This is a genomic window from Nostoc sp., assembly GCF_036919895.1.
Lineage (GTDB): Bacteria > Cyanobacteriota > Cyanobacteriia > Cyanobacteriales > Nostocaceae > Nostoc.
On record NZ_JBALBW010000022.1, the window covers coordinates 22,565 to 43,011 of the forward strand.

Here is a 20,447-nt window from a genome sequence, read left to right on the forward strand (position 1 = left end):
GCAGCTTTACTAGGTATTCAAAATTTTAGTTTTACCAAAATTTTCCCATTCCCTACTCCCCGCCCTCACCTAGCGATTTTGAATTGTTTGAGTACTAAGTTAACTAGCAACAATTTAGCTTAGTTATATATTATCACTGTGATAACTTTGAATTATGAATCATTTATAAAGATCCCCAAATATATCTAAGACAAATATTGAAATACAATTACAATGCAGTATTTCTTACAATGTTATTTCAATATCTAGACTAATAGCAAATAGACTTTTTGCGTAAATAGTCAATCACTACTATAGGACTAGTATTTGATTTTTGAAATATGCGTAGCACCTGATTCTAAGGTTTTTGGTGCGTTACGCTGATGCTAACACACCCTACCTGTATTTCAAAAATCAGATATGAGTCCTATAGTCTTATCTTGCTCAAATTTGATATCACGTTTCTATTGAATCTTGCGTTTAATAAAATAGAAATATTAGGCTGAGATTTACTTTATACCCCTGAAAGTTATTAAGAAATCTCAAATAATTTCCTTTTTCAAGCCAAATTTGCTAGCTTGTTTAAGTATAAATAAGTAAAACACACACGAAACATGGAAATTAGCGCTCGTAATTCTATCAAAGGTACTGTAAAGAAAGTTGTGCCTGGTACAGTTAATACTGAGGTAACTTTAGAAATTGCACCAGGAGTAGAGTTAGTGTCAATAATCACAAAATCATCAGCAGAAAAGCTAGGACTTGCAGAAGGCAAGCAGGCTTATGCCGTGATTAAATCCTCAGATGTGATAGTTGCTGTTGAGTAGAAAATAGGTAAGTTGCCTTTTCTTGCAAACGGCTCTATCTTTAATACCAAATTGCATTCATGTCTATAAAAGGACTTACGCAAAAAGGCAATGTAGGGGCAATTCATGAATTGCCCCTACGGGTTTAGCTCACCCCTATTGATATAAGGTTTTTTAAGATAGTTTCATCTTGACTTTTACAGAATGTGACGATTCCTCGCTCTCCTGTTCTCAATAATTCTAATGAACAGCCAGTTACACTAAAGCGAGTAAACATTTTAATTATAAATTAGGAATTGTGAAGGGAAGAATGAAGTATATTTTCATTCTCCACCCTTCGTGTTTTATTTGGTTGCCAAAGACAGCAACCAAAGTAATACTTTATACGAGATAAGCTTCTTGATGTGTCTTAATTGTACAATTAGAACGAGGATAAGTTACACAAAGTAGAGCGTATCCTTTAGAAACCTGATCGTCATCCAGGAAGTTTTGATCTTCTTGATTAACTTCACCTTCAACAACCTTGCCTACACAGCTAGAGCAAGAACCTGCGTGACAAGAAAAGGGCAATTCAATACCATTTTCTTCTGCTGCTTCTAAAATGGTAGTCTCTTCATCAACTTCAATTGTTGTATCGATGTCTTCTTTTTTGTTGATTAATCTAACTTGGTAGGAAGCCATTTTCCGATTCTCCTCAAACGTTATACAGTTGGTTTAATTTCCGAAGTTTTTGAGCAACCTATCCTACTTTTTGCTCCCCTTTTGCTTACAAAGATGCTAAGTTTAGTCAGCTTCTTAGTAGGGGTAAGGGATGCAAAGCGAATTAGAAGCTAATTCAAGGTGGGGCGATAAGCCTGCGGCATGGCTTCTCTACGAGACGCTCCGCGATCGCTTACCGCATCTATGGAAAGCCTCTACAATCAGACTTGGCGCTAACGGAATGATGTTAGCTGCAAGGTACACCAGTAGGCGTACCGTCATCTGTTTTGAAAGACTTTCCACAACCGCAGGTATCAGTTGCGTTGGGGTTGATGAATTTAAAACCGCTTTCCATCACTCCCTCAACGAAGTCAACGATAACTCCGTCTAATAACGGCGCACTTTTAGCATCAACGTAAACTACCACTTTGCCTTGGTGACTTACCAAATCATCTGGTTGAGGCTTGCTGGTGATATCAATTGCATATTCATAGCCACTGCAACCACCATCTTTTACCGAGATGCGGACACCTTTAGTTGCGCCATTAGCATCGGGTGCGGAACCTTTGAGGAATGCTCGCAGATGAAATTCTGCTTTTTCTGATAAAATAACGGCCATTAAGTCTCCTGATTTGTAGCGATTGGTTGTTCTGATTTCAGGTGGGGATGAAAATTAACTATTTTGTGCAATCCCTGTGGGTTCCATCGAATTGGATTGTGCGTGTCTCCAAGGCGCACTATTGCCGCATACTGGACAAGAGCGATCGCGGTGAGAACGGCGTTTAGCAAATTCCATCCGATTTAGGTCGATTGTCAGCAATTGCGATAATAGAGGCTGACTAAACCCGGTGATCAACTTGATAGCTTCCAGTGCTGCTAGACAAGCTAGCGTTCCAGAAACAGCGCCTAGAACTGAAAAGCCGCGCTGATCCCAATCAGGCTTTTCTGGAAACAGACAAGATAAACAAGGAGTCACACCAGGAATAATCGTTGTCAGGTAAGCCTCCATCCCATTCATTGCGGCTTCCACCATTGGCTTCCGCGATCGCACACAGGCTTCATTTAACAAATTGCGCTCTGTAAAATTATGGGCGCAATCAAGAGCCATATCAGCAGACTGCACTAAGGAATCTACATTTTCCGGGGTGATGTAATCATGAACAGCTTCCACTTGGACATCAGGATTAATCGCATCCAGAGTTTCTTTAGCTTTGAATACCCTTGGCTTACCTACCCAATCATCAGTCATGAGAACCTGACGATTCATATCATCTAGCCGCAAGTCACCACCCCGGACTAAGATTAGCCGCCCAACGCCCGCTACTGCTAAGTAAAGCGCCGCCGTACCGCCTAATCCCCCCACACCTGTAACCAAAACTGTCGCTGACTTCAAGCGTTTCTGTGCTGCTTCGCCAAAATTCGGAAGCATCATTTGGCGACGATAGCGTTCTAATTCGGTAGGCGTTAGGTTAACCAATTTATACCTCCTAATCAGAAGTGATTTCTGTCAGTGTGACTACATTTTTCTGCTTGTCGTTAAACACCTTGAACAGCTTTTGTTCGTGCGGTGTTGATTCGATAAATACCTGGTAGGCTTTTTGCAAAGCCAAAGAATATTGATTTAATTTCTCTTCTTGACTCAAGTCAGGAGAATTATTATCAATTTCTTGGATATATTGAGAAAACTTTTTCAGAATATGTAGACGATTGACATTCACAACTTCTACATCGTAGGACATATCAAAGAATTGAAAAAATTCTTCTGCATCTACGAGCTTCTTTAATTCATCAATAGTTCCAGTCATTTAGCACTCTCCAATTGTTTCAGATGTTGCTTAAGTTCATCTAACTGACGATAGATTTCATAAGTTGCGGCGGCAACATCCATAAGTTGTGTGTAATCTGTTGGCAGCCCTTCAGCTAAATCATGCAGATCCATTTTCATTTGACCTGCTTTACTGTTAAGCCGTCTGATTTGTCCTTGTAGTTCCTCAATACTCGTTTCTTCTGCTTGCACAATCAGCCACTCCACATTGGATTTTAAATTTTAGATTTTGGATTGGATGATATTGTTTTAATCAAATGGTGATGAAGCTAATGATTAAAACTTGAATCCAAAATCCAAAATCTAAAATTGCTACAGGTTGCCAACTTCAGGAAAGCGTTTCGCCAAATCAAGTCCTTTTTTGACGTAGTTTTCTCCCTCTTCTGCTAATTTCTCTAGGGAGTCAAAGCCAAAGCGATGAGCGTCTCGCAAGGTTTTCACAGCTAGTAAAAGACGACCAGAAAAAACTAGCGCCCAGCCAAATCCTTCATGACTCAAATCAACCACAACCTGGGATATTAAACCTGTTTCTTGTTCAATTCCAGCAGCTACAGCCCGAAAAAATGCCATAATCCGGGCTTGAGTTACTGCATCAACTTCGCCCTCAACGGAGATTTCGCGTTTCTTTTGTTTGGTGACAATAAAGGGTTTGAGAATCAACTCATCCGACCAAGTACGATAAACTCCATAGCTGTCTTGACCGCGGATTTGTTTGATTAATACCTTAAGAAAAGGTGAGTTCAAGACTTCTGTTGTAGCGGTTCCGTTAACACTATTATTTGCGGTCATACTGTTGCTTCATTTTCAATTTCATCGGCAAAATTTGTGGTTTTTGGCTGTAAAGCTTTACGCAACCAAGGTGGAGGATTACCTTTGAGGGTTTTAACTAGCTTATTCAGCACTTCGCTGATTTCTTCTTCTTCCGATCGCGCCTTCACTGGGGTGACACCTTTCTTGATTAACCGAGCGGCGGCGCTACCACCAATTGCTGTTACATAAACAATCGTACAGTCGCCTATTGCCTCAAGTTTTGGGTTGATTTTATCTTCATTCCCATCTTCCTTGAGTTCGCCTTCAAAGCTGAGGGTTTCTACGAAGTGATATCCCTCATCGGTAATTTCGTAAACATCAATCATTTTTGCCCATCCGAAGTGAGCATTAATATGAACTCGGTCACTCGTCGTGAAGGCTATTTTCATTGTAATTCTCCTCTCTAAAGTTTTGAATTTTGAATTGGGAAGAAGTAATTCAGGAGTCAGAATTCAGGAGTAATTAGATTTCTACTGGCAGAACTAAATCTGCATATTGATAGCAGTCCTGAATCATTTGTGAAAGACAATTTCTGTTGATTCTTTTGTCTGCGTTCTCTGCGCCTCTGCTGTTCGTTAAAACATTCCTTTTCACAACTCAGATAGAAAGTATTCTGAATTCTGACTCCTAAATTCTTGAAGAAGAATTCAAAACTCTGCGCTTACAATTCCGAACTCTTGGAACTGCTTAACTCTCGCTTCTTCTGCTTCTAAAAACAGGTTGCCGATGCCAAATAAAAGCTCCATCGTGCCTCGATAGCCAACTTTGGTAAATTGACCATTACCTAAGCGGTCATAAATGGGCAATCCGAGACGATAAAGAGGAATCGAGAGGCGTTTTGCGATCGCACCCACATTCGAGTTACCAATCAGCAAATCAGAACCACCTGCTAAACTCTCAAAGTCTTCTAAGTCGCCGATGGTAATACTTTTAACCGGGAGTTTTTCTAAGAGGTGCGATCGCGTGGTTGTCACCGCCGCATGAATTTGACTACCCATCGATTGCAGGAAATGCACTGTTGACCACAACAAATCTGGTTCCAGCGCGAGGGAAACTCGTTTTGCACCGAAGTAAAAGTGGGTGTCCAGCATCGCATCTTGCAACTGACGACGTTGGCGGCGGTATTTTTCGGGTACGCTGTTACCACTGAGAATCGCCAATGCTTGGATAAATTCATCTACTGGTTCTAATCCAGTCAGTTCGCCAAACACCTCATAAGGTGTGCCAAAGCGTTCTTCCAGAATCTTGGCAGCCCCCCGCATACTTTCACCTAATGCCAGGGTAAAGGCAGAACTACCTACTTCTCGTAGCTGTTTTAAGGTAGTTCCGCTAACTGTAACTGCACTATAACTATCCTCTAAATGTCCATCTAGAGAAGCGCCAAGGTCAGGTATAAAGATTGGCACTAATCCAAAGGACGTGACTATCTCTTTGATTTCCTGGACATCCCCAGGGGTGAAGGCAGAACCCGCCAAAATCGTGACTTGTTCAGTTCTGAGTCCACCTGCGCGAGGAATTTCCTTAACTATGCTTTCCACAGCAACGGCAAAACCATCTTGCAACGCACCTTTAAAATCTGGGGTAGGTGCAAAAACGATCGCTAAATCATTCAATTCGGGATGGCGATCGCGGATTTCCTTAAGAAATCCTTCAATGTCATCGCCTCTAGTTTCCGTTAACCCAGTACTACATAAACCAATAATTTCCGGGTTAGCCTTTTCTACCAGAGTCAGAATCGCTTGCTCTACATTCTCTTCGCCACCCAAAATAGTAGTGACTTCTGTCATCGCCGTCGTAGCGAGGGGAATCGCTTCCCGGAAATGCCGCACTAGGACAACTTTAGCGAAAGCAGTACAACCTTGAGAACCGTGGAATAAGGGCATCGTCCCTTTCAATCCCAAAAAGGCTAAGGTTGCACCCAAAGCTTGACTTTGCTTGAGGGGATTAACTGTCAGTGCTTTGTTAGAAGCGGTAACGATCGCCATTAAACTTCCTCCTCATCCCATGTCCAACATAGCTCTGAAAGCTCTTTACTCTGCGTTCTCTGCGCCTCTGCGGTTGAAAAATGATTTTTTTGAACCACAGAGGACGCAGAGGGCACAGAGAGAAGAAGATGAGAATTTGATGTTGTCGCCATTAAACTTCCTCCTCTTCTTCCCAAGGAGCGGGTTTACGTATTTGTTCCCAAATCGGGCTATACAAAGCTTCGTACAATTCCCGCGCCATTTCAATCATTCCCACATAACCTGCATAAGGATGGTGACGTTCTTGGTTGATATCAAGGAAAGGAATTCGAGCTTTCAAAGCGGTGTATTGGTTACGTCCACCAGCAATCAGCATATCTGCGCGAGTGTTTTTAACCACTTGTAGCAATTCCTGAGCGTTGCCCTTCTCCAACATGATGCCATCGTTGCCGAGCAACTTCTTGATTTTGGCTTTATCTTCCTCAGTACTTTTCCGAGTACTGGTAGCAACAACTTCAATGCCCAAGTCTCTAGCAGCCGAAATAATCGACCAACTCTTAACACCACCTGTATACAAAACAACCCGCTTACCTTTGAGTCTAGCGCGATAAGGAGCTAGTGCCAAATCTAAAGCAGCCGTTTCTTCTGCAATAAGCTTTTCTGTGCGTTCTTGTAAATCAGCGTCGCCTAATTTAGCAGCGATATTTCGCAGACAACGATTCATATCATCGATGCCGTAGAAAGACTCTTCAATGTAAGGGATGTTGTAACGCTCCTCCATCTTTCTCGCCATATTCAGCAGCGCTCGTGAGCAGATCATGACGTTGAGCTTGGCGCGGTGGGCGTAGCGAATTTCATCGTAGCGAGCATCGCCCGTAATTTTAGACAAAATACGGATGCCTAATTTTTCTAACAGTGGTGTTACTCCCCACATTTCACCGGCAATGTTGTATTCACCGATTAAGTTAATATCATAAGGCGTTGTATGTTCCGGTTCTGCTGTGCCGACAACATAATCTAACAAAGCTTCACCACCGAAACGGTTGCCGAGATTTTTACTGCCAATGAATCCTGGTGCAATGACGGGAACAACAGGAATACCAATTTTCTCAGCCGCAGCTTTGCAGACAGCATCCATATCATCGCCAATTAAGGCTGTAACGCAAGTGGCATAGACAAATACTGCTGCGGGTTGGTAGCGCTCTTTGAGTTCCAGAATCGCTTTGTAGAGTTTCTTTTCGCCGCCAAAGATGACATCATTTTCACCCAAGTCAGTCGTAAAGCCCATTTTGTAGAGTAGAGGGCCAGACGAGAGACTACCACGACTGCCCCAGGAATTACCAGCACAAGCGATCGGCCCGTGGACTAGATGCGCTGCATCTGCGATCGGTACTAAAGAAATCATTGCACCATCAAAGGCACAGCCCCCTTGAGCCGCGCCAGGTTGTGCCTGTTGAGCGCATGATTTATTTTTCTTTTCCGTTTGTTTGTGCTGATTATGCTCGCATCCTGTCTCAGTCAGCAGTTCGTTGATTTTGCCTTGGGTGCTTTTCATATCTCTTCTCGTACTGAATTGTTAATTGTCCTTTGTCATTTGTCCTTTGAATAAATAATGACCAATGACTAAATGACTAATGACTAATGACCAATGACTAACAAATATATTTTGTGACATCCTCTCCACATACATCAGCGAGATAAGATAGAGCGCGGAAACGCAATCCTACAAATTCGTCATATAAAGGATTGAGTTTACATAGTGGTGGGATATCAATACACTTCCCAAATAATTTAATTTGTCGCTCAAAGGGACAACAACAAGGAATTGTTTGGCAAATTAGATGAGCGAAGCGATTATTTTTAACCTGAATTCCATCCACTACACGGCGCAACGGATTAAGAAGATTGTGGAACCACCCTGGTTTTTTCTGGTTAGGTGGATGGTAATTAGGATGAGGATGAGTGTGAGTATGTTCGTGAGTATGATTGATGGTTTCCATGTATAAATCCCTTGGGTAAATGCTATCAAGAAAAAGGGGAGTTGGGGATTGGGCATTGGGGATTGGGCATGGGGCATTGGGTGTTTTCCCAGTCCCTAGTCCCCAGTCCCTAGTCCCTATTCCCCTTCTTTACCCTTTAATTAACACGTTGTGTTTCTACACAATTTCTAACGAATCAAGTCGAAGGAAATATCTGTCTTAGAAGGAATGTTGGTGTTGCGATCGATTTCTTCAAAGAGGGTATTGACAACCCAGTTGAGGAGGTTGATTATACCTTGATAACCAATGGTGGAGTAGCGGTGTAAGTGGTGACGATCCATGATCGGGTAGCCGATTCTCACGAGGGGAACCTTGGTGTCGCGGGACAGATACTTACCGTAGGTGTTACCGATCAGGAAGTCTACGGGTTCGGTGAACATTAGAGAACGCATGTGCCACAGGTCTTTACCTGGCCAAAGAGTTGCATTCTTACCAAAGGGGCTAGAAGCAAGCAGTTCTTTCATTTCTGCTTCAAATACATCGTTGCTGTTGTGAACCAAGATATGCACAGGTTCAGCACCCATTTCTAGCATAAAGCCAACTACGCAGTATACTAAATCTGGTTCACCGAAGATAGCGAAGCGCTTGCCGTGAATCCATGAGTGGGAGTCAGTCATGGCATCAACTGCACGACCACGTTCGATTTCCAATTCTTGAGGAATGGGAATACCGCTCAATTCGCTGAGTTTCATCAAGAACTCATCAGTACCCTTAATGCCCCAAGGACGGGAAACTGAGGTTGGTTGCTTCCACTCTTTTTCAATGTACTCGCGGGTTTTGAGGGTTGAGTGTGCTTGCAGAGCGATCGTAGCTTTAGCATTAATTGAATCTGCTGCATCTTCTAGCTTTGTACCACCTGGATACATATCGAACTCACCTGTGTTTGGTGAATCCAGGTAGTCGCTGTTGTCAGCTAGAATGGTGTAGTCAAAGCCAAACAAGGAAGCAATCCGCTTGATTTCGCGGTTGTTGCCTACGTAGGTGTCAAAACCTGGGATGAAGTTGATTTTACCATTGCTGGTTTCTTTCTTATGACCTGCGGTCAAGTTAGAAAGAATTCCCTTCATCATGTTGTCGTAACCAGTGATGTGGGAACCGACAAAGCTAGGGGTGTGAGCGTAAGGTACTGGGAAATCTTGAGGAACTGAACCAGCTTCTTTGGAGTTGTTGATGAAAGACTGTAAGTCATCACCAATTACTTCTGCCATACAGGTGGTGCAGACAGCGATCATCTTAGGCTTGTACAGTTGGTAAGAGTTCGCCAAGCCGTCAATCATGTTTTGCAGACCACCAAACACGGCTGCATCTTCAGTCATTGAAGAAGATACGCCAGAGAATGGTTCTTTGTAGTGGCGGGTTAAGTGGCTGCGAAAGTAAGAAACGCAACCTTGAGAACCTTGAACAAAAGGTAGAGTACCTTCAAAACCAACAGCAGCAAAGATTGCTCCTAGTGGTTGGCAGGCTTTAGCAGGGTTAACGGTTAAAGCTTCACGAGCGAAGTTCTTTTCACGATAATCCCAACTTTTCGTCCACTCTGCAACCCGTTGTACTTCTTCGGCTTCGTGACCGTTTTCAAACTGCTTTTTGTTTTCAAAAAGTTGTTGGTACTCAGGTTGGTGGAATAACTCGACGTGATCTTGAATTTTTTCTGGATTCTGAGGCATTTCTGGATCTCCAAGCTTACTGAATTCTTTTACTGATTGAGGAGGGAGAGACGCGATTCATCGCGTCTCTACAAGGGAGATGGGAATATGATTCAAAATTCAAAATGCAAAAATCAAAAGAAATTTTTAATCTTTCAGTTTTGAATTTTGGATTCCCAACTCCCCCCTGGGGTTTTAGCCCCAGGTTATCCTTACTTATCGCTCTCTCCCATTTCCTTAGACGGCAGCCTTAGCCTTAGCTTCAGCTTTCTTAGCCTGAGCTTTTTCATTCCAAGGAGCGCCAATTAATCCCCAGGTTGGGCTGTTGAGTGCCAAGTCCATGTCACGTGCGAAGATGGCGAAGCCGTCATAACCGTGATAAGGGCCGGAGTAATCCCAAGAGTGCATTTGACGGAAAGGAAGACCCATCTTTTGGAAGACGTACTTCTCTTTCACACCAGAAGCAACTAAATCAGGCTTCAGCGCTTTAATAAATTCCTCGAATTCGTAAGCGGTAACGTCGTCATAAACGATGGTGCCGTTTTCGATGTAGCCAGCGGTACGTTTGTAGTCATCGTTATGACCGAACTCATAACCTGTACCAACCATCTTCATGCCCAAGTCTAGGAACGCTGGGACAACGTGGCGAGGACGTAGACCACCAACCATGATGGCAACAGTCTTACCTTCTAAGCGGGGGCGGTACTTACCGATTACCACATCCATTGTTGGCTGATACTTGGCGATTACCTTCTCAGCGTTTGCTTGGATTGTTTCGTCAAACTTAGAAGCGATTTCCCGTAAAGATTCAGCAATCTTGGTGGGGCCGAAGAAGTTGTATTCTAACCAGGGTATACCATAAGCTTCTTCCATGTGACGGCTGATGTAGTTCATCGACCGGTAACAGTGGATGAGGTTCATCTTCACATTGGGGGTCATCAACATTTCGTTGATGGTGCCATCACCTGACCACTGAGCGACTACGCGCAAGCCGATTTCTTCTAACAGGATGCGGCTAGCCCAAGCATCTCCACCGATGTTGTAGTCACCGATAACGGCTACGTCATAAGGGGTACCTTCAAACTTGAGTGTACCGTCTTTCTTGGCTTGGTCGGATTTGGTGAAAACCCAGTCACGAATCATGTCGTTAGCAATGTGGTGTCCCAAAGATTGGGAAACACCCCGGAAGCCTTCGCAACGCACAGGTACAACTGGCTTGCCAATTTCTTTCGATGTCTTCCGAGCAACAGCTTCGATGTCATCCCCAATTAGACCGATGGGACATTCAGATTGAATGGAAACACCACGGTTGAGTGGGAAAAGCACATCAAGTTCTTGGATGAGCTTGGTAAGTTTCTTGTCACCACCAAAAACGATATCTCGTTCTTGGAAGTCGGAGGTGAAGTTCATGGTACCAAAGGAGTCAATACCTGTAGTACCGATGTAGTAGTTACGACGACCAGACCAAGAATAATAACCGCAACCAACAGGCCCGTGGCTGATGTGGATCATGTCCTTAATAGGGCCCCAAACCACACCTTTAGAACCGGCGTAAGCACAACCACGAGCGGTCATGACACCAGGAAGGGATTTAACGTTAGACTTAACGCCGCAGTCGGACTTACCTTCTTCGTATACACTTAAGTGCTTTTCCCGTTTTTTCTTAGCTTTATCGGGGTAAGCTTCTAGAACTTCTTTAATTAGTTCTTTTCTTTCTTCGATGATGTTTTGATTTTCTGGAGGTGTCATATTTAGCCTCTGTGACTCGTAAGGATCGGGGCATAGGGGGACTAGGAGTCCCCTCTAAAGTTAGGGGGGAGATGTAAGCGAGAGGATGAAAGGTCAAAGGGAAGATTGATATCTTTCCTTTTTCCTGGTGCTAAAGCATTATTTCTTAGCAGCGATTTATACTACAGGAGCTTCAGCAGCGCTCTTACCAATCAACATTGCAGCATTTTCCTCGCTTTCGAGAACACCAAATTCAATCAACAACTCTTCCAACTCTTCCATCTCAATAGGTGTGGGGATGGTGAGATTCTTGTTATCGATAATCTTCGTGGCTAATGCGCGATATTCTTGACTTTGATTGCTATCAGGTGCGTACTCGTTCACGGTCATCCGACGCAATTCTGCGTGTTGAACAATGTTGTCACGAGGTACGTAGTGAATCATTTGGGTGTTCAAGCGTTTTGCCAGGGTTTCGATGAGATCGATTTCCCGGTCAACGTTACGGCTGTTACAAATCAGACCACCCAAACGCACGCCACCAGTGTGAGCATACTTGAGAACACCACGAGCAATGTTGTTAGCTGCATACATTGCCATCATTTCACCGGAGGTAACGATGTAGATTTCTTGGGCTTTACCTTCACGAATAGGCATAGCAAAACCACCGCACACAACGTCACCCAATACGTCGTAGGATACGAAGTCAACGTCTTTATAAGCACCGTTTTCTTCTAAGAAGTTGATGGCGGTGATAATACCACGACCGGCGCAACCTACTCCGGGTTCTGGACCACCAGATTCTACGCAACGAACGTCACGGAAACCGGTTAGCATTACTTCTTCGAGTTCGATATCTTCTACTGCACCACGTTCAGCAGCCAATTGGAGAACGCTTGTTTGGGCTTTGCTGTGCAGCATCAAACGGGTGGAGTCAGCTTTAGGGTCGCAACCGACGATGAGGATGCGTTGACCCATTTCTGCCATAGCTGCTAAGGTGTTTTGGGAAGTGGTAGATTTACCAATACCGCCCTTACCGTAGAAAGCTATCTGTCTGATCTTTTCTTCTGTCATGGTTCTTGTTTCCCTGCAATTGGTTGGTTGGTGGGTCTGTGCGTTGTCAGTTGCGTTCACGCCAGTTGAGCGACAGTAGTGAGCGCGTGTAGAGCATCGTTGGTACAGTTGGCATAAATGCCTGCTGGGGGCGATCGCTCCACAGCCCAAGTTATTGACAGTAAGTACATCGATCTTCCTCGTTAAAATTTTTTTCTTTTGATTTTTTGTCCTTTGTCCTTTGTCATTTGTTTTGACAAAGAACAAAGAAAAATACGCAATTTACAAATACGTCATAATGTGTTTCAGCTTGCAAGATTCGATAGGATTTGATGTTGTTATTTGTCAACAATCAATGCATAAGTCCTATTACTTGTTCAAAATAGCGCCTTTCATATTTGTGACGCGATCTAGTGCAGCTTTGGTGTTTTCTGCTGACACTCCACGTACAGCCATTGCTTCGCCGAGATGCTTGGCGATCGCATCGAAGTGTGGTTGCTGTAAATTCATTCCTGCGTGGGTTTTGTCCATTGGACGACCGCCGTATTGCTTTGGCCCCTCAAATATTTGACCTAAGAAAGCAACTAGATGATTGCGTTGCTTCGCCATGTCTGTACCAGCAAAAATGGGGCTGAGGAGACTGTCTGCGGCAATGCGTTTGTGGAGTTCATCTACTACTTGTTCAATAGCTGGTTGTCCACCAATGTTGTCGTACAATGTGCTCATATCCTGTTCCTTTGAAGCGAGTTGGATGATGAAATTTGCAAGTAGGCGCTTAATCTTTTTGCCTATATGCTGTTAGCCGTCATAGCTAATTTAGCTATCGGTTGTCGGTAGGATTGAAGCATTGATGTGGAGACAATTATATGGTTCAAATCCTACTTTCTGTTCCTGGCTGAATGCATATTAGAGCGTATTTGTAGAATACGTTAAGTCCTACAGCAATTCCTAAACTGCTTCGACTACAAGGCTCTTGCTGACACGATCTTGTAATCTGGCTTCGATCGCAATTTTCAGAGTTGCTGTACTACTAGAACAGGAACCGCAAGCACCTTGCAGGACAACTTTAACGCGATCGCCTTCTACATCATAGAGTTCTACATCTCCCCCATCTGCAATGAGTACGGGTCTGACTTCTTCATCGAGAACCTTTTGAATTAGAGCAATCTTTTGGACGTTGGTTAGCGATCGCTCTTTGGACGTAACAATTTCTGTGGCAACTTGTACGCCGTAATTGTTGAGAGCAGGTGTGGCGTATTCCTGTTGAACTGATTTAATTATATCATCAATGTTCGCCAAACAGGAACCGCATCCGCCACCAGCTTTTACATAATTTGTTACCTCTTCGGCACCAGTGAGATTATTTTCTAGAACGACGCGGCGAATTTTGGACTCGCTGATGCCAAAGCAACTGCAAACTAATGCACCTTCATCATCATCATCATGAGTAGCTAGAGGAATGCCACGATAATTGTAGATAGCGGCTTCTAGGGCTTCTTGTCCCATGACAGAGCAATGCATCTTTGCTTCTGGTAAACCACCCAGGTAATCTGCAATGTCTCTGTTGGATACTTTCAGGGCTTCATCTAAGGTTAAACCCTTGACCATTTCGGTTAATGCACTAGAAGATGCGATCGCACTAGTACAACCAAAGGTTTGAAAGCGAGCATCTAGAATCTTATCAGATTCTACTTCCACTTTCAGGTGCAATCTCAGAGCATCGCCGCAAGCAATGCTGCCGATTTCACCCGTTGCAACCTTAACTCCAGCTTCGCCCGTTTCTTCAATTTCTCCCTGATTCTTGGGATCGTAAAACAGTTCTAATACTTTATCAGTGTAGTCCCACATAACGTATTTTAGATTTTAGATTTTGGATTTTTAGATTGGGTACTGGGTACTGGAGATTGGGGATTGGGTACTGGGGATGGGAAAATTCTTCCCTAGTCTCTAGTCACCAGTCCCTAATCGCCAGTCCCTATTCCCTAATTAACGATGCGCTAATGCTTGTTCTTGTCCTTGCAACCAACCTGCATTGTCATTTTTGAAGGGTGAGAGGGCGCGTAAACGTTCTACAATACTGGGCATTACTTCTATCACTTGGTCGATTTCGGCTTCTGTGGTGTAGCGACAAAGACTGAAGCGAATAGAACCGTGTAAAGTTGTGTAGGGTAAGCCCATTGCCCGCAGGACGTGGGAAGGTTCTAAAGAACCAGAGGTACAAGCAGAACCGGATGATGCACAGATACCGTATTTGTTCAATAACAGTAGAATTGCTTCACCTTCGATGTACTTGAAGCCGATATTGGTTGTGTTTGGCAATCTCTGCGTAACGTCACCGTTAACGACACAATCGGGAATTGTAGCTAGTAAAGTTTGTTCGAGGCGATCGCGCAGCTTTCTTTCTCTTGTGGTCGCTTCTTCTAAGTGTAACAGTTCTAGTTCCGCAGCTTTGCCCAAGGCGATAATTGCTGGAACATTCTCAGTTCCCGCCCTACGTCCGCGTTCTTGGTGTCCGCCAAGAATAAAGGGACGGAACCGCACCCCACGCCGAATATATAAAGCACCAATTCCTTTCGGCCCGTGCAGCTTGTGACCAGACAGAGTTAACATATCCACGGTGCTAGTCTTCATATTCAACGGGATTTTTCCCACTGCTTGCACCGCATCTACATGGAATATAGCGCCATATTCTTTGACGCGCAACCCAATTTGCTCAATCGGAAAAACCGTGCCGGTTTCGTTATTCGCATACATAATTGTCACCAAGGCGGTGTTACCCGTCAAGGAAGCTTCTAGTTCATCTAGATCAAGCTGCCCTTGATGATTTACTGATAGATAGGTAACACTATAACCTTGGGTTTCTAATTGTTTGCAGACATTGAGGACTGCTGGATGTTCAACTTGGGTGGTGATGATGTGGCGCTTTTCTGGTTGCGCCAACAGTGCGGCTCGAATTGCGGCGTTATCTCCCTCAGTTCCACAACTTGTGTAGACAATTTCAGACTCATCGGCTCCCAGGATGGCTGCAAGTTGTTCTCTTGCGGTTCTCACTGCTTTACCGACTTGCCCACCAAAGGTATGCATACTGGAGGGATTGCCGTAATAATCTGTCAGGTAAGGTAGCATTACCTCTATAACTTCTGGGTCTACCTTAGTGGTGGCATTATTATCGAGATAGATGCAGTTATTTTGCATTGTTGTCTTCAATTAAGAATTACGAATTATTTAAGCTTCTGCTGCCATTGTTTGGGGTTGGCGCTTTTGCAACTGTTCCGAGTATTTCTGGGAATAACAGTTAAACCAACGTTCCCAGTAATCTTGTTTATTTGTTAATTTAGCAACTACGCGGTTGTAATCGGCGAACCAGCCTTCCCAATAATCGCTAGGCTGCTTAACGCAACCGTCGCAGGTGGGACAACCAGCTTTACACTGAGGCATGGTATGAATACTACCAATACAGTTTGTACAAAGTTCAGGGTCAATCCAGTGCTGTCCGTCAACCACTTTAACTGCATTTGTGGGACATACCGTTAGACAGAGATTGCAGGAAATACACTGGCTAGTAAGAATTTTGTAAGCCATGATTTATTCTCCTTTTGGGGAATGGTTACTGGGGATTGGGTACTGGGTACTGGTTACTGGGTAATGGATACTGGATACTGGATACTGGATACTGGATACTGGGTATTGATTGGGAAAATTCTTCCTTAATTCCCAGTCCCCAGTCCCCAGTCCCCAGTCCCCAGTCCCTAATCCCTAATTCCCTAATTCCTTAACGTATTGCTCGTAGAACTCTAAAGCAACCTTTTCAATTACGTCGTAAGCTTCAACAGACTGTATTCCAGCTTGTTGCAATTTTTCTTGAGGACTGTTACCAATCTTGGAGACTAAAACTGCTTTGCAATCTGCGATCGCTTTCATAATATGCTCAAAAGAAGCTTCTTCGCTGTATCCACCTTGGCAGTACTGGTCAATTTTGCGATGACCAACAAAGCGAACTTCGTCTCCACCCACTTCGTAAATTTGGAATTCTTTGGCATGACCGAAGTGTTGGTTAACTAATCCGCCGCCTTTGGTTGCTACTGCAACTAAAACTTTCGGACTGTTGGCAGTTTTCTTGCCAGCTAGCGCCTTATCTTTGGCTACTTTAAGTTCTTCTTTAAACTTCTCAATTCCTTCGTGAACGGTAGCGCGTTGCTCCATGTCATATTCTGGAGTCATTTCCAAGAATTTCTCTTTGGAAAATTCCTGGCTGCGGTCTTCTCCCAACAATCCGACTGCATCGGCACGACACTGGCGACAGTGACGCATCATTTTCATGTTACCGGAGCAGTTGTCTTGAACTTCTTTGAGTTCTTTGGGTGTGGGGCCGCGTTGACCGGTTAAACCGAAATGTGTGCCGTGTTCTGGTGCAGAAATCAATGGCATGATGTTGTGCAAGAATGCACCTTTTTCACGAATGACTCGATTCACTTCAACTAAGTGATGGTCATTAATTCCGGGAATCATCACGGAGTTGACTTTGCACAAGATATCAGCGTCTTTCAGGGCTTGCAATCCTTCCATCTGTCTTTCGTGGAGGATTCTTGCGCCTTCAATGCCTCTATAGCGCTTGCGTCTGTAGTGAACCCAAGGATAAATCAATGCACCGATCTCTGGATCTACCATGTTAATGGTGATCGTCACGTGATCTATATTTAATTGTTTAATGCGATCGATGTAGTCAGGTAGCATTAAACCATTGGTTGATAAACACAGCTTGATGTCTGGTGCTTCTGCTGCAATCAACTCAAATGTGCGGAAAGTCTTTTCTGGGTTCGCCAGAGGGTCGCCAGGGCCAGCAATTCCCACAACTGTCATTTGGGGAATCTTGCCACCAATGACCAAAGCTTTGTGTGCTGCTTCTTCTGGTGTTAGCAATTCGCTAACTACTCCAGGACGGCTTTCGTTAGCGCAATCATATTTCCGGTTGCAATAGTTGCATTGAATGTTGCAAGCTGGAGCAACTGCAACGTGCATCCGGGCGTAGTGGTGATGAGCGTCTTCGCTGTAGCAGGGATGTTTAGCAATGCGTTCTTCGAGCTTTTGATCCCTTTCCACGGTGGCGCTGCTGGGGCTGTCGCAGCCGCAACCACCGGATTTTGCTTGGGTTGGCGATTCCGTAGCGTTGGAGTTGAGGAGTCGTGTAGACGGTGATGTCATTGAGTTTCGCAAAAAGGTCGGTGGACTTGGCTGCCACTGTGGGAGATGTTGTTGCTGCTCTCTATGCCCAGAATTGAAGTCGCGTCTTCCACACTGTCTGCAAACCCTTGGGTTCGGGCGACTTGTTTTCAAGTCAGGCAGACGATAGATATCTGATGTTCGGCTGGTGTGTGTCAACGTTCGGTTCTTGGGTAGAATTTGTGCTTACAGCCGCGACTTCTCTTCACTTCAGGCATGGTGCTATGTCATCCCTCCACTCACTCTTCGCTTTGTTTCGGAGCGTTGGGTGATTGGCGATATAAGATTTATAGCAGCCGTCTCCCAGCCAGATGTTGCGTCTCTCTAGGATAGAATTTATTGGATTTATTACTTTTGTACTCAAATACTAAAAACCCTAATTCTTCAAGGATTACAAGAATTAAAAAAGTTTTTTTCAGGTAGGGGTTCTAGTATTTTTTGGTTGGGGTTCTAGTGTTTATAGATAGGGGTTCAGGATTTCTTTGTACTCAGCCAAAACCCAACCCCAGCAAGGAATTAAACTAAATTGAAACTGGGTTTGGGTTATTTAAATGTGTACTCAGGTTGCGCTCAATTTCCGTCAAAAGCAGTTAATGCCAAGGGTTTGAGGGTGAAAAACTGGAGTAATCTATATTGTTCTACTCCAGAAACGTGCGAAATTCAATTCTGTATCTAACATATCATTTTTTTGAGGGTAAAAATGCAATTCATATTTTTTTAATTTTTGCTTTGACAAGCATATTCAACTGTGGCTGCAAGTCTTGCATGGCAAGCAATATGAGGGAATTAGAATAGGTGTGTTGCTGCATATTATTTTCAAAAAACTTAACTTTTAACTGCTTTTTTTTCATTCCCACAATGAGGAGATGGGTAGGAAACTGTCGGATTTTGTGTTTAAGAGAAACAACAAACTATAATCTAACATGATTGAGCGATCGCAATGAATTTTCTGAATTGCTCAATACAAACCTTAGCAAAAAAACTAACCCCCTAAGCGGCTACAATCAAGCCAAGCGTGAAAAATCTGAGTTTATGATAACCATCCCCCAGCAGCCGCTAAAAATGACCGTTGAGGAATATCTGGAATGGGAACCTCAGCAAGACGTTCGCTATGAATATGCCAATGGCGAAGTATTTGCCATGACAGGCAGTACAATTCCCCATAACGACATTGCACTTAACTTGTACACTGCCTTACATCCCCATCTGCGTTTCAGAGGTTGTCGAGCGAATGTGTCAGACGTAAAAGTGCAACTCACTCCCCAGAGTCGCTACTATTATCCTGATGTTATTGTCAGTTGCGACCCTCAAGACCTTAATGCCCGCAAATTTATTCAACATCCCAAGCTGATTGCTGAAGTTCTTTCACCAGGGACAAGCGCTAAAGATCGGGATGAAAAATTTACTTATTATCTGACAATCCCCAGTTTGCAAGAATATATCTTGATTGACTCGGAAAAAATCTCCGTGGAGCGTTACTGCCGAGGTGAGGGTAGGATGTGGCTTTACTATCCCTACACGGCTGGAGATATCGTCACTCTATCGAGCATTGAATTTGAGTGTCCAATTGAATTGCTGTATGAAGGTGTTGTATTTAGCACTGAAGAATAAAGAGAATGTTCCGTGTTAGCTTTATTCATAAGCTGTCTAATGTTCATTCACGAAAACAGGGTAGCAGGAGGAATTCGATGAAAGCAATGGTTATCCATCGGTATGGCGCGGCTGAGGTTTTGCAGTACGAAGAGGTGGAGCAACCGAAAATTGAGCCAACGCAGTTACTTGTTAAAGTTCGTGCTAGTAGCGTTAATCCCATTGATTGGAAAATCCGCAAAGGGATGTTCAGTTTAATTACTGGCAGCAAATTTCCGAAGATTCTGGGGTTTGATGTGGCGGGAGATGTGGTAGCCGTTGGCTCCGGTGTCACCCGTTTTAAACCAGGAGATGCTATATATGGCAGTACTAACTTCCCTGGAGGAGGTTATGCCGAATTTGCAGCTGTTCCAGAAAATGTGGTGGCGCTCAAACCAACGAATCTATCTTATGAAGAAGCTGCGGCTGTGCCTTTAGCAGCACTCACGGCTTTGCAAGCGCTGCGAGATCAGGGAAATATTCAAACAGGACAAACTGTGTTGGTTAATGGCGCTGCGGGTGGTGTAGGGATTTTTGGGGTGCAAATTGCTAAGGCTTTAGGCGCGCAGGTGACAGGAGTTAGCAGCACCAAAAACTTGGATTTGGTGAAATCTTTGGGAGCAGACCGCGTGATTGATTATACGCAGCAAGATTTTACTGAAGATACAGCGCAGTATGACATTATCTTTGATGCAGTGGGTAAGCGATCGCTCTCAGAAACCAAAAAAGTCCTCAAACCCAACGGTGTTTACATCACCACCGTACCCAGCCCTCAAGTCTTTTTAGAGAGCGTTTTAACAGCGTTGCTTCCCGGTCAAAAAGCTAAATTTCTCTTTGAGAAACCTAACGCCAAAGACTTGCTTTTTCTGAAAGAATTGATTGAAGCGGGTAAAATTCGTGTGGCGATCGATCGCACATATCCCTTACAAGAACTAGCGGCGGCTCATGATTATAGCGAAACGGGTCGGGCAGTGGGGAAAATTGCGATCGCGCAGCCCGTCGTAGACATCGCGGTTTCTAGTTGATTGGAGGACAATGGGGGAAACCCTTATCTACGA

Annotated in this window: 21 protein-coding genes; 3 read left to right on the forward strand and 18 right to left on the reverse strand. The window is 44.0% G+C overall.

The genetic code is table 11. The features are described from left to right. The first annotated feature begins 593 nt into the window (after positions 1-593). Complete coding sequence (locus tag V7K55_RS03310) at positions 594-803, forward strand: TOBE domain-containing protein (RefSeq protein ID WP_334828164.1); 210 nt, start codon at positions 594-596, stop codon at positions 801-803. Positions 804-1,163: 360 nt separating this feature from the next. On the opposite strand, the gene V7K55_RS03315 is transcribed toward V7K55_RS03310, so the two are convergent. The 18 genes from V7K55_RS03315 to nifB all read right to left on the reverse strand — a co-directional run bounded on the left by V7K55_RS03315 (position 1,164) and on the right by nifB (position 17,742). Beyond that, entirely contained in the window at positions 1,164-1,463 is a 300-nt protein-coding gene (locus V7K55_RS03315) for a 2Fe-2S iron-sulfur cluster-binding protein (protein WP_094339973.1), read from the reverse strand. 265 nt (positions 1,464-1,728) lie between these two features. Continuing rightward, a complete protein-coding gene (locus V7K55_RS03320; protein ID WP_094339971.1) occupies positions 1,729-2,100 on the reverse strand; it encodes a HesB/IscA family protein in 372 nt (123 codons plus the stop codon). Between the two features lie 54 nt (positions 2,101-2,154). Beyond that, on the reverse strand, positions 2,155-2,958 hold the full coding sequence (locus V7K55_RS03325) for a HesA/MoeB/ThiF family protein (RefSeq protein WP_334828167.1): 804 nt from the start codon (positions 2,956-2,958) through the stop codon (positions 2,155-2,157). A gap of 10 nt (positions 2,959-2,968) precedes the next feature. Beyond that, positions 2,969-3,286, reverse strand: coding sequence for a nitrogenase-stabilizing/protective protein NifW (gene nifW, locus V7K55_RS03330; RefSeq protein WP_334828169.1), 318 nt, complete (start codon positions 3,284-3,286; stop codon positions 2,969-2,971). Further along, positions 3,283-3,498 carry a CCE_0567 family metalloprotein gene (locus V7K55_RS03335; protein WP_334828284.1) on the reverse strand — a complete coding sequence of 72 codons (216 nt, stop codon included), beginning with the start codon at positions 3,496-3,498 and terminating at the stop codon, positions 3,283-3,285. The genes nifW and V7K55_RS03335 overlap by 4 nt, the downstream gene beginning before the upstream one ends. A gap of 120 nt (positions 3,499-3,618) precedes the next feature. Beyond that, positions 3,619-4,095 carry a NifX-associated nitrogen fixation protein gene (locus tag V7K55_RS03340; protein ID WP_334828171.1) on the reverse strand — a complete coding sequence of 159 codons (477 nt, stop codon included), beginning with the start codon at positions 4,093-4,095 and terminating at the stop codon, positions 3,619-3,621. Further along, positions 4,092-4,505 (reverse strand): nitrogen fixation protein NifX, encoded by a 414-nt coding sequence (gene nifX, locus V7K55_RS03345; RefSeq protein WP_334828173.1) that lies wholly within the window; start codon positions 4,503-4,505, stop codon positions 4,092-4,094. The genes V7K55_RS03340 and nifX overlap by 4 nt, the downstream gene beginning before the upstream one ends. 258 nt (positions 4,506-4,763) lie before the next feature. Then, a complete protein-coding gene (gene nifN / locus V7K55_RS03350) occupies positions 4,764-6,101 on the reverse strand; it encodes a nitrogenase iron-molybdenum cofactor biosynthesis protein NifN (protein WP_334828176.1) in 1,338 nt (445 codons plus the stop codon). 151 nt (positions 6,102-6,252) lie between these two features. Next, entirely contained in the window at positions 6,253-7,635 is a 1,383-nt protein-coding gene (gene nifE, locus V7K55_RS03355; protein ID WP_334828179.1) for a nitrogenase iron-molybdenum cofactor biosynthesis protein NifE, read from the reverse strand. A 97-nt stretch (positions 7,636-7,732) separates the two neighbouring features. Continuing rightward, entirely contained in the window at positions 7,733-8,080 is a 348-nt protein-coding gene (locus tag V7K55_RS03360) for a Mo-dependent nitrogenase C-terminal domain-containing protein (protein ID WP_334828182.1), read from the reverse strand. A gap of 167 nt (positions 8,081-8,247) precedes the next feature. Next, positions 8,248-9,783 carry a nitrogenase molybdenum-iron protein subunit beta gene (nifK, locus tag V7K55_RS03365; RefSeq protein WP_334828184.1) on the reverse strand — a complete coding sequence of 512 codons (1,536 nt, stop codon included), beginning with the start codon at positions 9,781-9,783 and terminating at the stop codon, positions 8,248-8,250. 216 nt (positions 9,784-9,999) lie between these two features. After that, on the reverse strand, positions 10,000-11,511 hold the full coding sequence (gene nifD, locus V7K55_RS03370) for a nitrogenase molybdenum-iron protein alpha chain (protein ID WP_334828186.1): 1,512 nt from the start codon (positions 11,509-11,511) through the stop codon (positions 10,000-10,002). Positions 11,512-11,667: 156 nt separating this feature from the next. Beyond that, complete coding sequence (gene nifH, locus V7K55_RS03375) at positions 11,668-12,561, reverse strand: nitrogenase iron protein (protein WP_334828188.1); 894 nt, start codon at positions 12,559-12,561, stop codon at positions 11,668-11,670. Between the two features lie 348 nt (positions 12,562-12,909). Continuing rightward, positions 12,910-13,266 carry a globin domain-containing protein gene (locus V7K55_RS03380; RefSeq protein ID WP_323203321.1) on the reverse strand — a complete coding sequence of 119 codons (357 nt, stop codon included), beginning with the start codon at positions 13,264-13,266 and terminating at the stop codon, positions 12,910-12,912. Positions 13,267-13,488: 222 nt separating this feature from the next. After that, positions 13,489-14,388 carry a Fe-S cluster assembly protein NifU gene (gene nifU / locus V7K55_RS03385; RefSeq protein WP_334828195.1) on the reverse strand — a complete coding sequence of 300 codons (900 nt, stop codon included), beginning with the start codon at positions 14,386-14,388 and terminating at the stop codon, positions 13,489-13,491. Between the two features lie 138 nt (positions 14,389-14,526). Further along, complete coding sequence (nifS, locus tag V7K55_RS03390; RefSeq protein ID WP_334828199.1) at positions 14,527-15,735, reverse strand: cysteine desulfurase NifS; 1,209 nt, start codon at positions 15,733-15,735, stop codon at positions 14,527-14,529. 30 nt (positions 15,736-15,765) lie between these two features. Then, positions 15,766-16,122, reverse strand: a complete 357-nt coding sequence (locus V7K55_RS03395; RefSeq protein ID WP_334828201.1) for a 4Fe-4S binding protein — start codon at positions 16,120-16,122, stop codon at positions 15,766-15,768. Between the two features lie 174 nt (positions 16,123-16,296). After that, positions 16,297-17,742, reverse strand: coding sequence for a nitrogenase cofactor biosynthesis protein NifB (gene nifB, locus V7K55_RS03400; RefSeq protein WP_334828204.1), 1,446 nt, complete (start codon positions 17,740-17,742; stop codon positions 16,297-16,299). Positions 17,743-18,792: 1,050 nt separating this feature from the next. Between nifB and V7K55_RS03405 the strand changes: the two genes are divergently transcribed. Together V7K55_RS03405 and V7K55_RS03410 are read left to right on the forward strand one after the other, a co-directional pair. Next, positions 18,793-19,371, forward strand: coding sequence for a Uma2 family endonuclease (locus V7K55_RS03405; RefSeq protein WP_334828207.1), 579 nt, complete (start codon positions 18,793-18,795; stop codon positions 19,369-19,371). Between the two features lie 77 nt (positions 19,372-19,448). Next, complete coding sequence (locus V7K55_RS03410; protein ID WP_334828210.1) at positions 19,449-20,414, forward strand: NAD(P)-dependent alcohol dehydrogenase; 966 nt, start codon at positions 19,449-19,451, stop codon at positions 20,412-20,414. Positions 20,415-20,447: the final 33 nt, after the last annotated feature.

What these genes read in the sequence shown, in the direction of transcription:
- V7K55_RS03310 (WP_334828164.1), top strand. Translation starts at nt 594, where the DNA reads ATGGAAATTAGCGCTCGTAATTCTATCAAAGGTACTGTAAAGAAAGTT.
- V7K55_RS03315 (WP_094339973.1), bottom strand. Translation starts at nt 1,463, where the DNA reads ATGGCTTCCTACCAAGTTAGATTAATCAACAAAAAAGAAGACATCGAT.
- V7K55_RS03320 (WP_094339971.1), bottom strand. Translation starts at nt 2,100, where the DNA reads ATGGCCGTTATTTTATCAGAAAAAGCAGAATTTCATCTGCGAGCATTC.
- nifW (WP_334828169.1), bottom strand. Translation starts at nt 3,286, where the DNA reads ATGACTGGAACTATTGATGAATTAAAGAAGCTCGTAGATGCAGAAGAA.
- V7K55_RS03340 (WP_334828171.1), bottom strand. Translation starts at nt 4,095, where the DNA reads ATGACCGCAAATAATAGTGTTAACGGAACCGCTACAACAGAAGTCTTG.
- nifX (WP_334828173.1), bottom strand. Translation starts at nt 4,505, where the DNA reads ATGAAAATAGCCTTCACGACGAGTGACCGAGTTCATATTAATGCTCAC.
- nifN (WP_334828176.1), bottom strand. Translation starts at nt 6,101, where the DNA reads ATGGCGATCGTTACCGCTTCTAACAAAGCACTGACAGTTAATCCCCTC.
- nifE (WP_334828179.1), bottom strand. Translation starts at nt 7,635, where the DNA reads ATGAAAAGCACCCAAGGCAAAATCAACGAACTGCTGACTGAGACAGGA.
- V7K55_RS03360 (WP_334828182.1), bottom strand. Translation starts at nt 8,080, where the DNA reads ATGGAAACCATCAATCATACTCACGAACATACTCACACTCATCCTCAT.
- nifK (WP_334828184.1), bottom strand. Translation starts at nt 9,783, where the DNA reads ATGCCTCAGAATCCAGAAAAAATTCAAGATCACGTCGAGTTATTCCAC.
- nifD (WP_334828186.1), bottom strand. Translation starts at nt 11,511, where the DNA reads ATGACACCTCCAGAAAATCAAAACATCATCGAAGAAAGAAAAGAACTA.
- nifH (WP_334828188.1), bottom strand. Translation starts at nt 12,561, where the DNA reads ATGACAGAAGAAAAGATCAGACAGATAGCTTTCTACGGTAAGGGCGGT.
- V7K55_RS03380 (WP_323203321.1), bottom strand. Translation starts at nt 13,266, where the DNA reads ATGAGCACATTGTACGACAACATTGGTGGACAACCAGCTATTGAACAA.
- nifU (WP_334828195.1), bottom strand. Translation starts at nt 14,388, where the DNA reads ATGTGGGACTACACTGATAAAGTATTAGAACTGTTTTACGATCCCAAG.
- nifS (WP_334828199.1), bottom strand. Translation starts at nt 15,735, where the DNA reads ATGCAAAATAACTGCATCTATCTCGATAATAATGCCACCACTAAGGTA.
- V7K55_RS03395 (WP_334828201.1), bottom strand. Translation starts at nt 16,122, where the DNA reads ATGGCTTACAAAATTCTTACTAGCCAGTGTATTTCCTGCAATCTCTGT.
- nifB (WP_334828204.1), bottom strand. Translation starts at nt 17,742, where the DNA reads ATGACATCACCGTCTACACGACTCCTCAACTCCAACGCTACGGAATCG.
- V7K55_RS03405 (WP_334828207.1), top strand. Translation starts at nt 18,793, where the DNA reads ATGATAACCATCCCCCAGCAGCCGCTAAAAATGACCGTTGAGGAATAT.
- V7K55_RS03410 (WP_334828210.1), top strand. Translation starts at nt 19,449, where the DNA reads ATGAAAGCAATGGTTATCCATCGGTATGGCGCGGCTGAGGTTTTGCAG.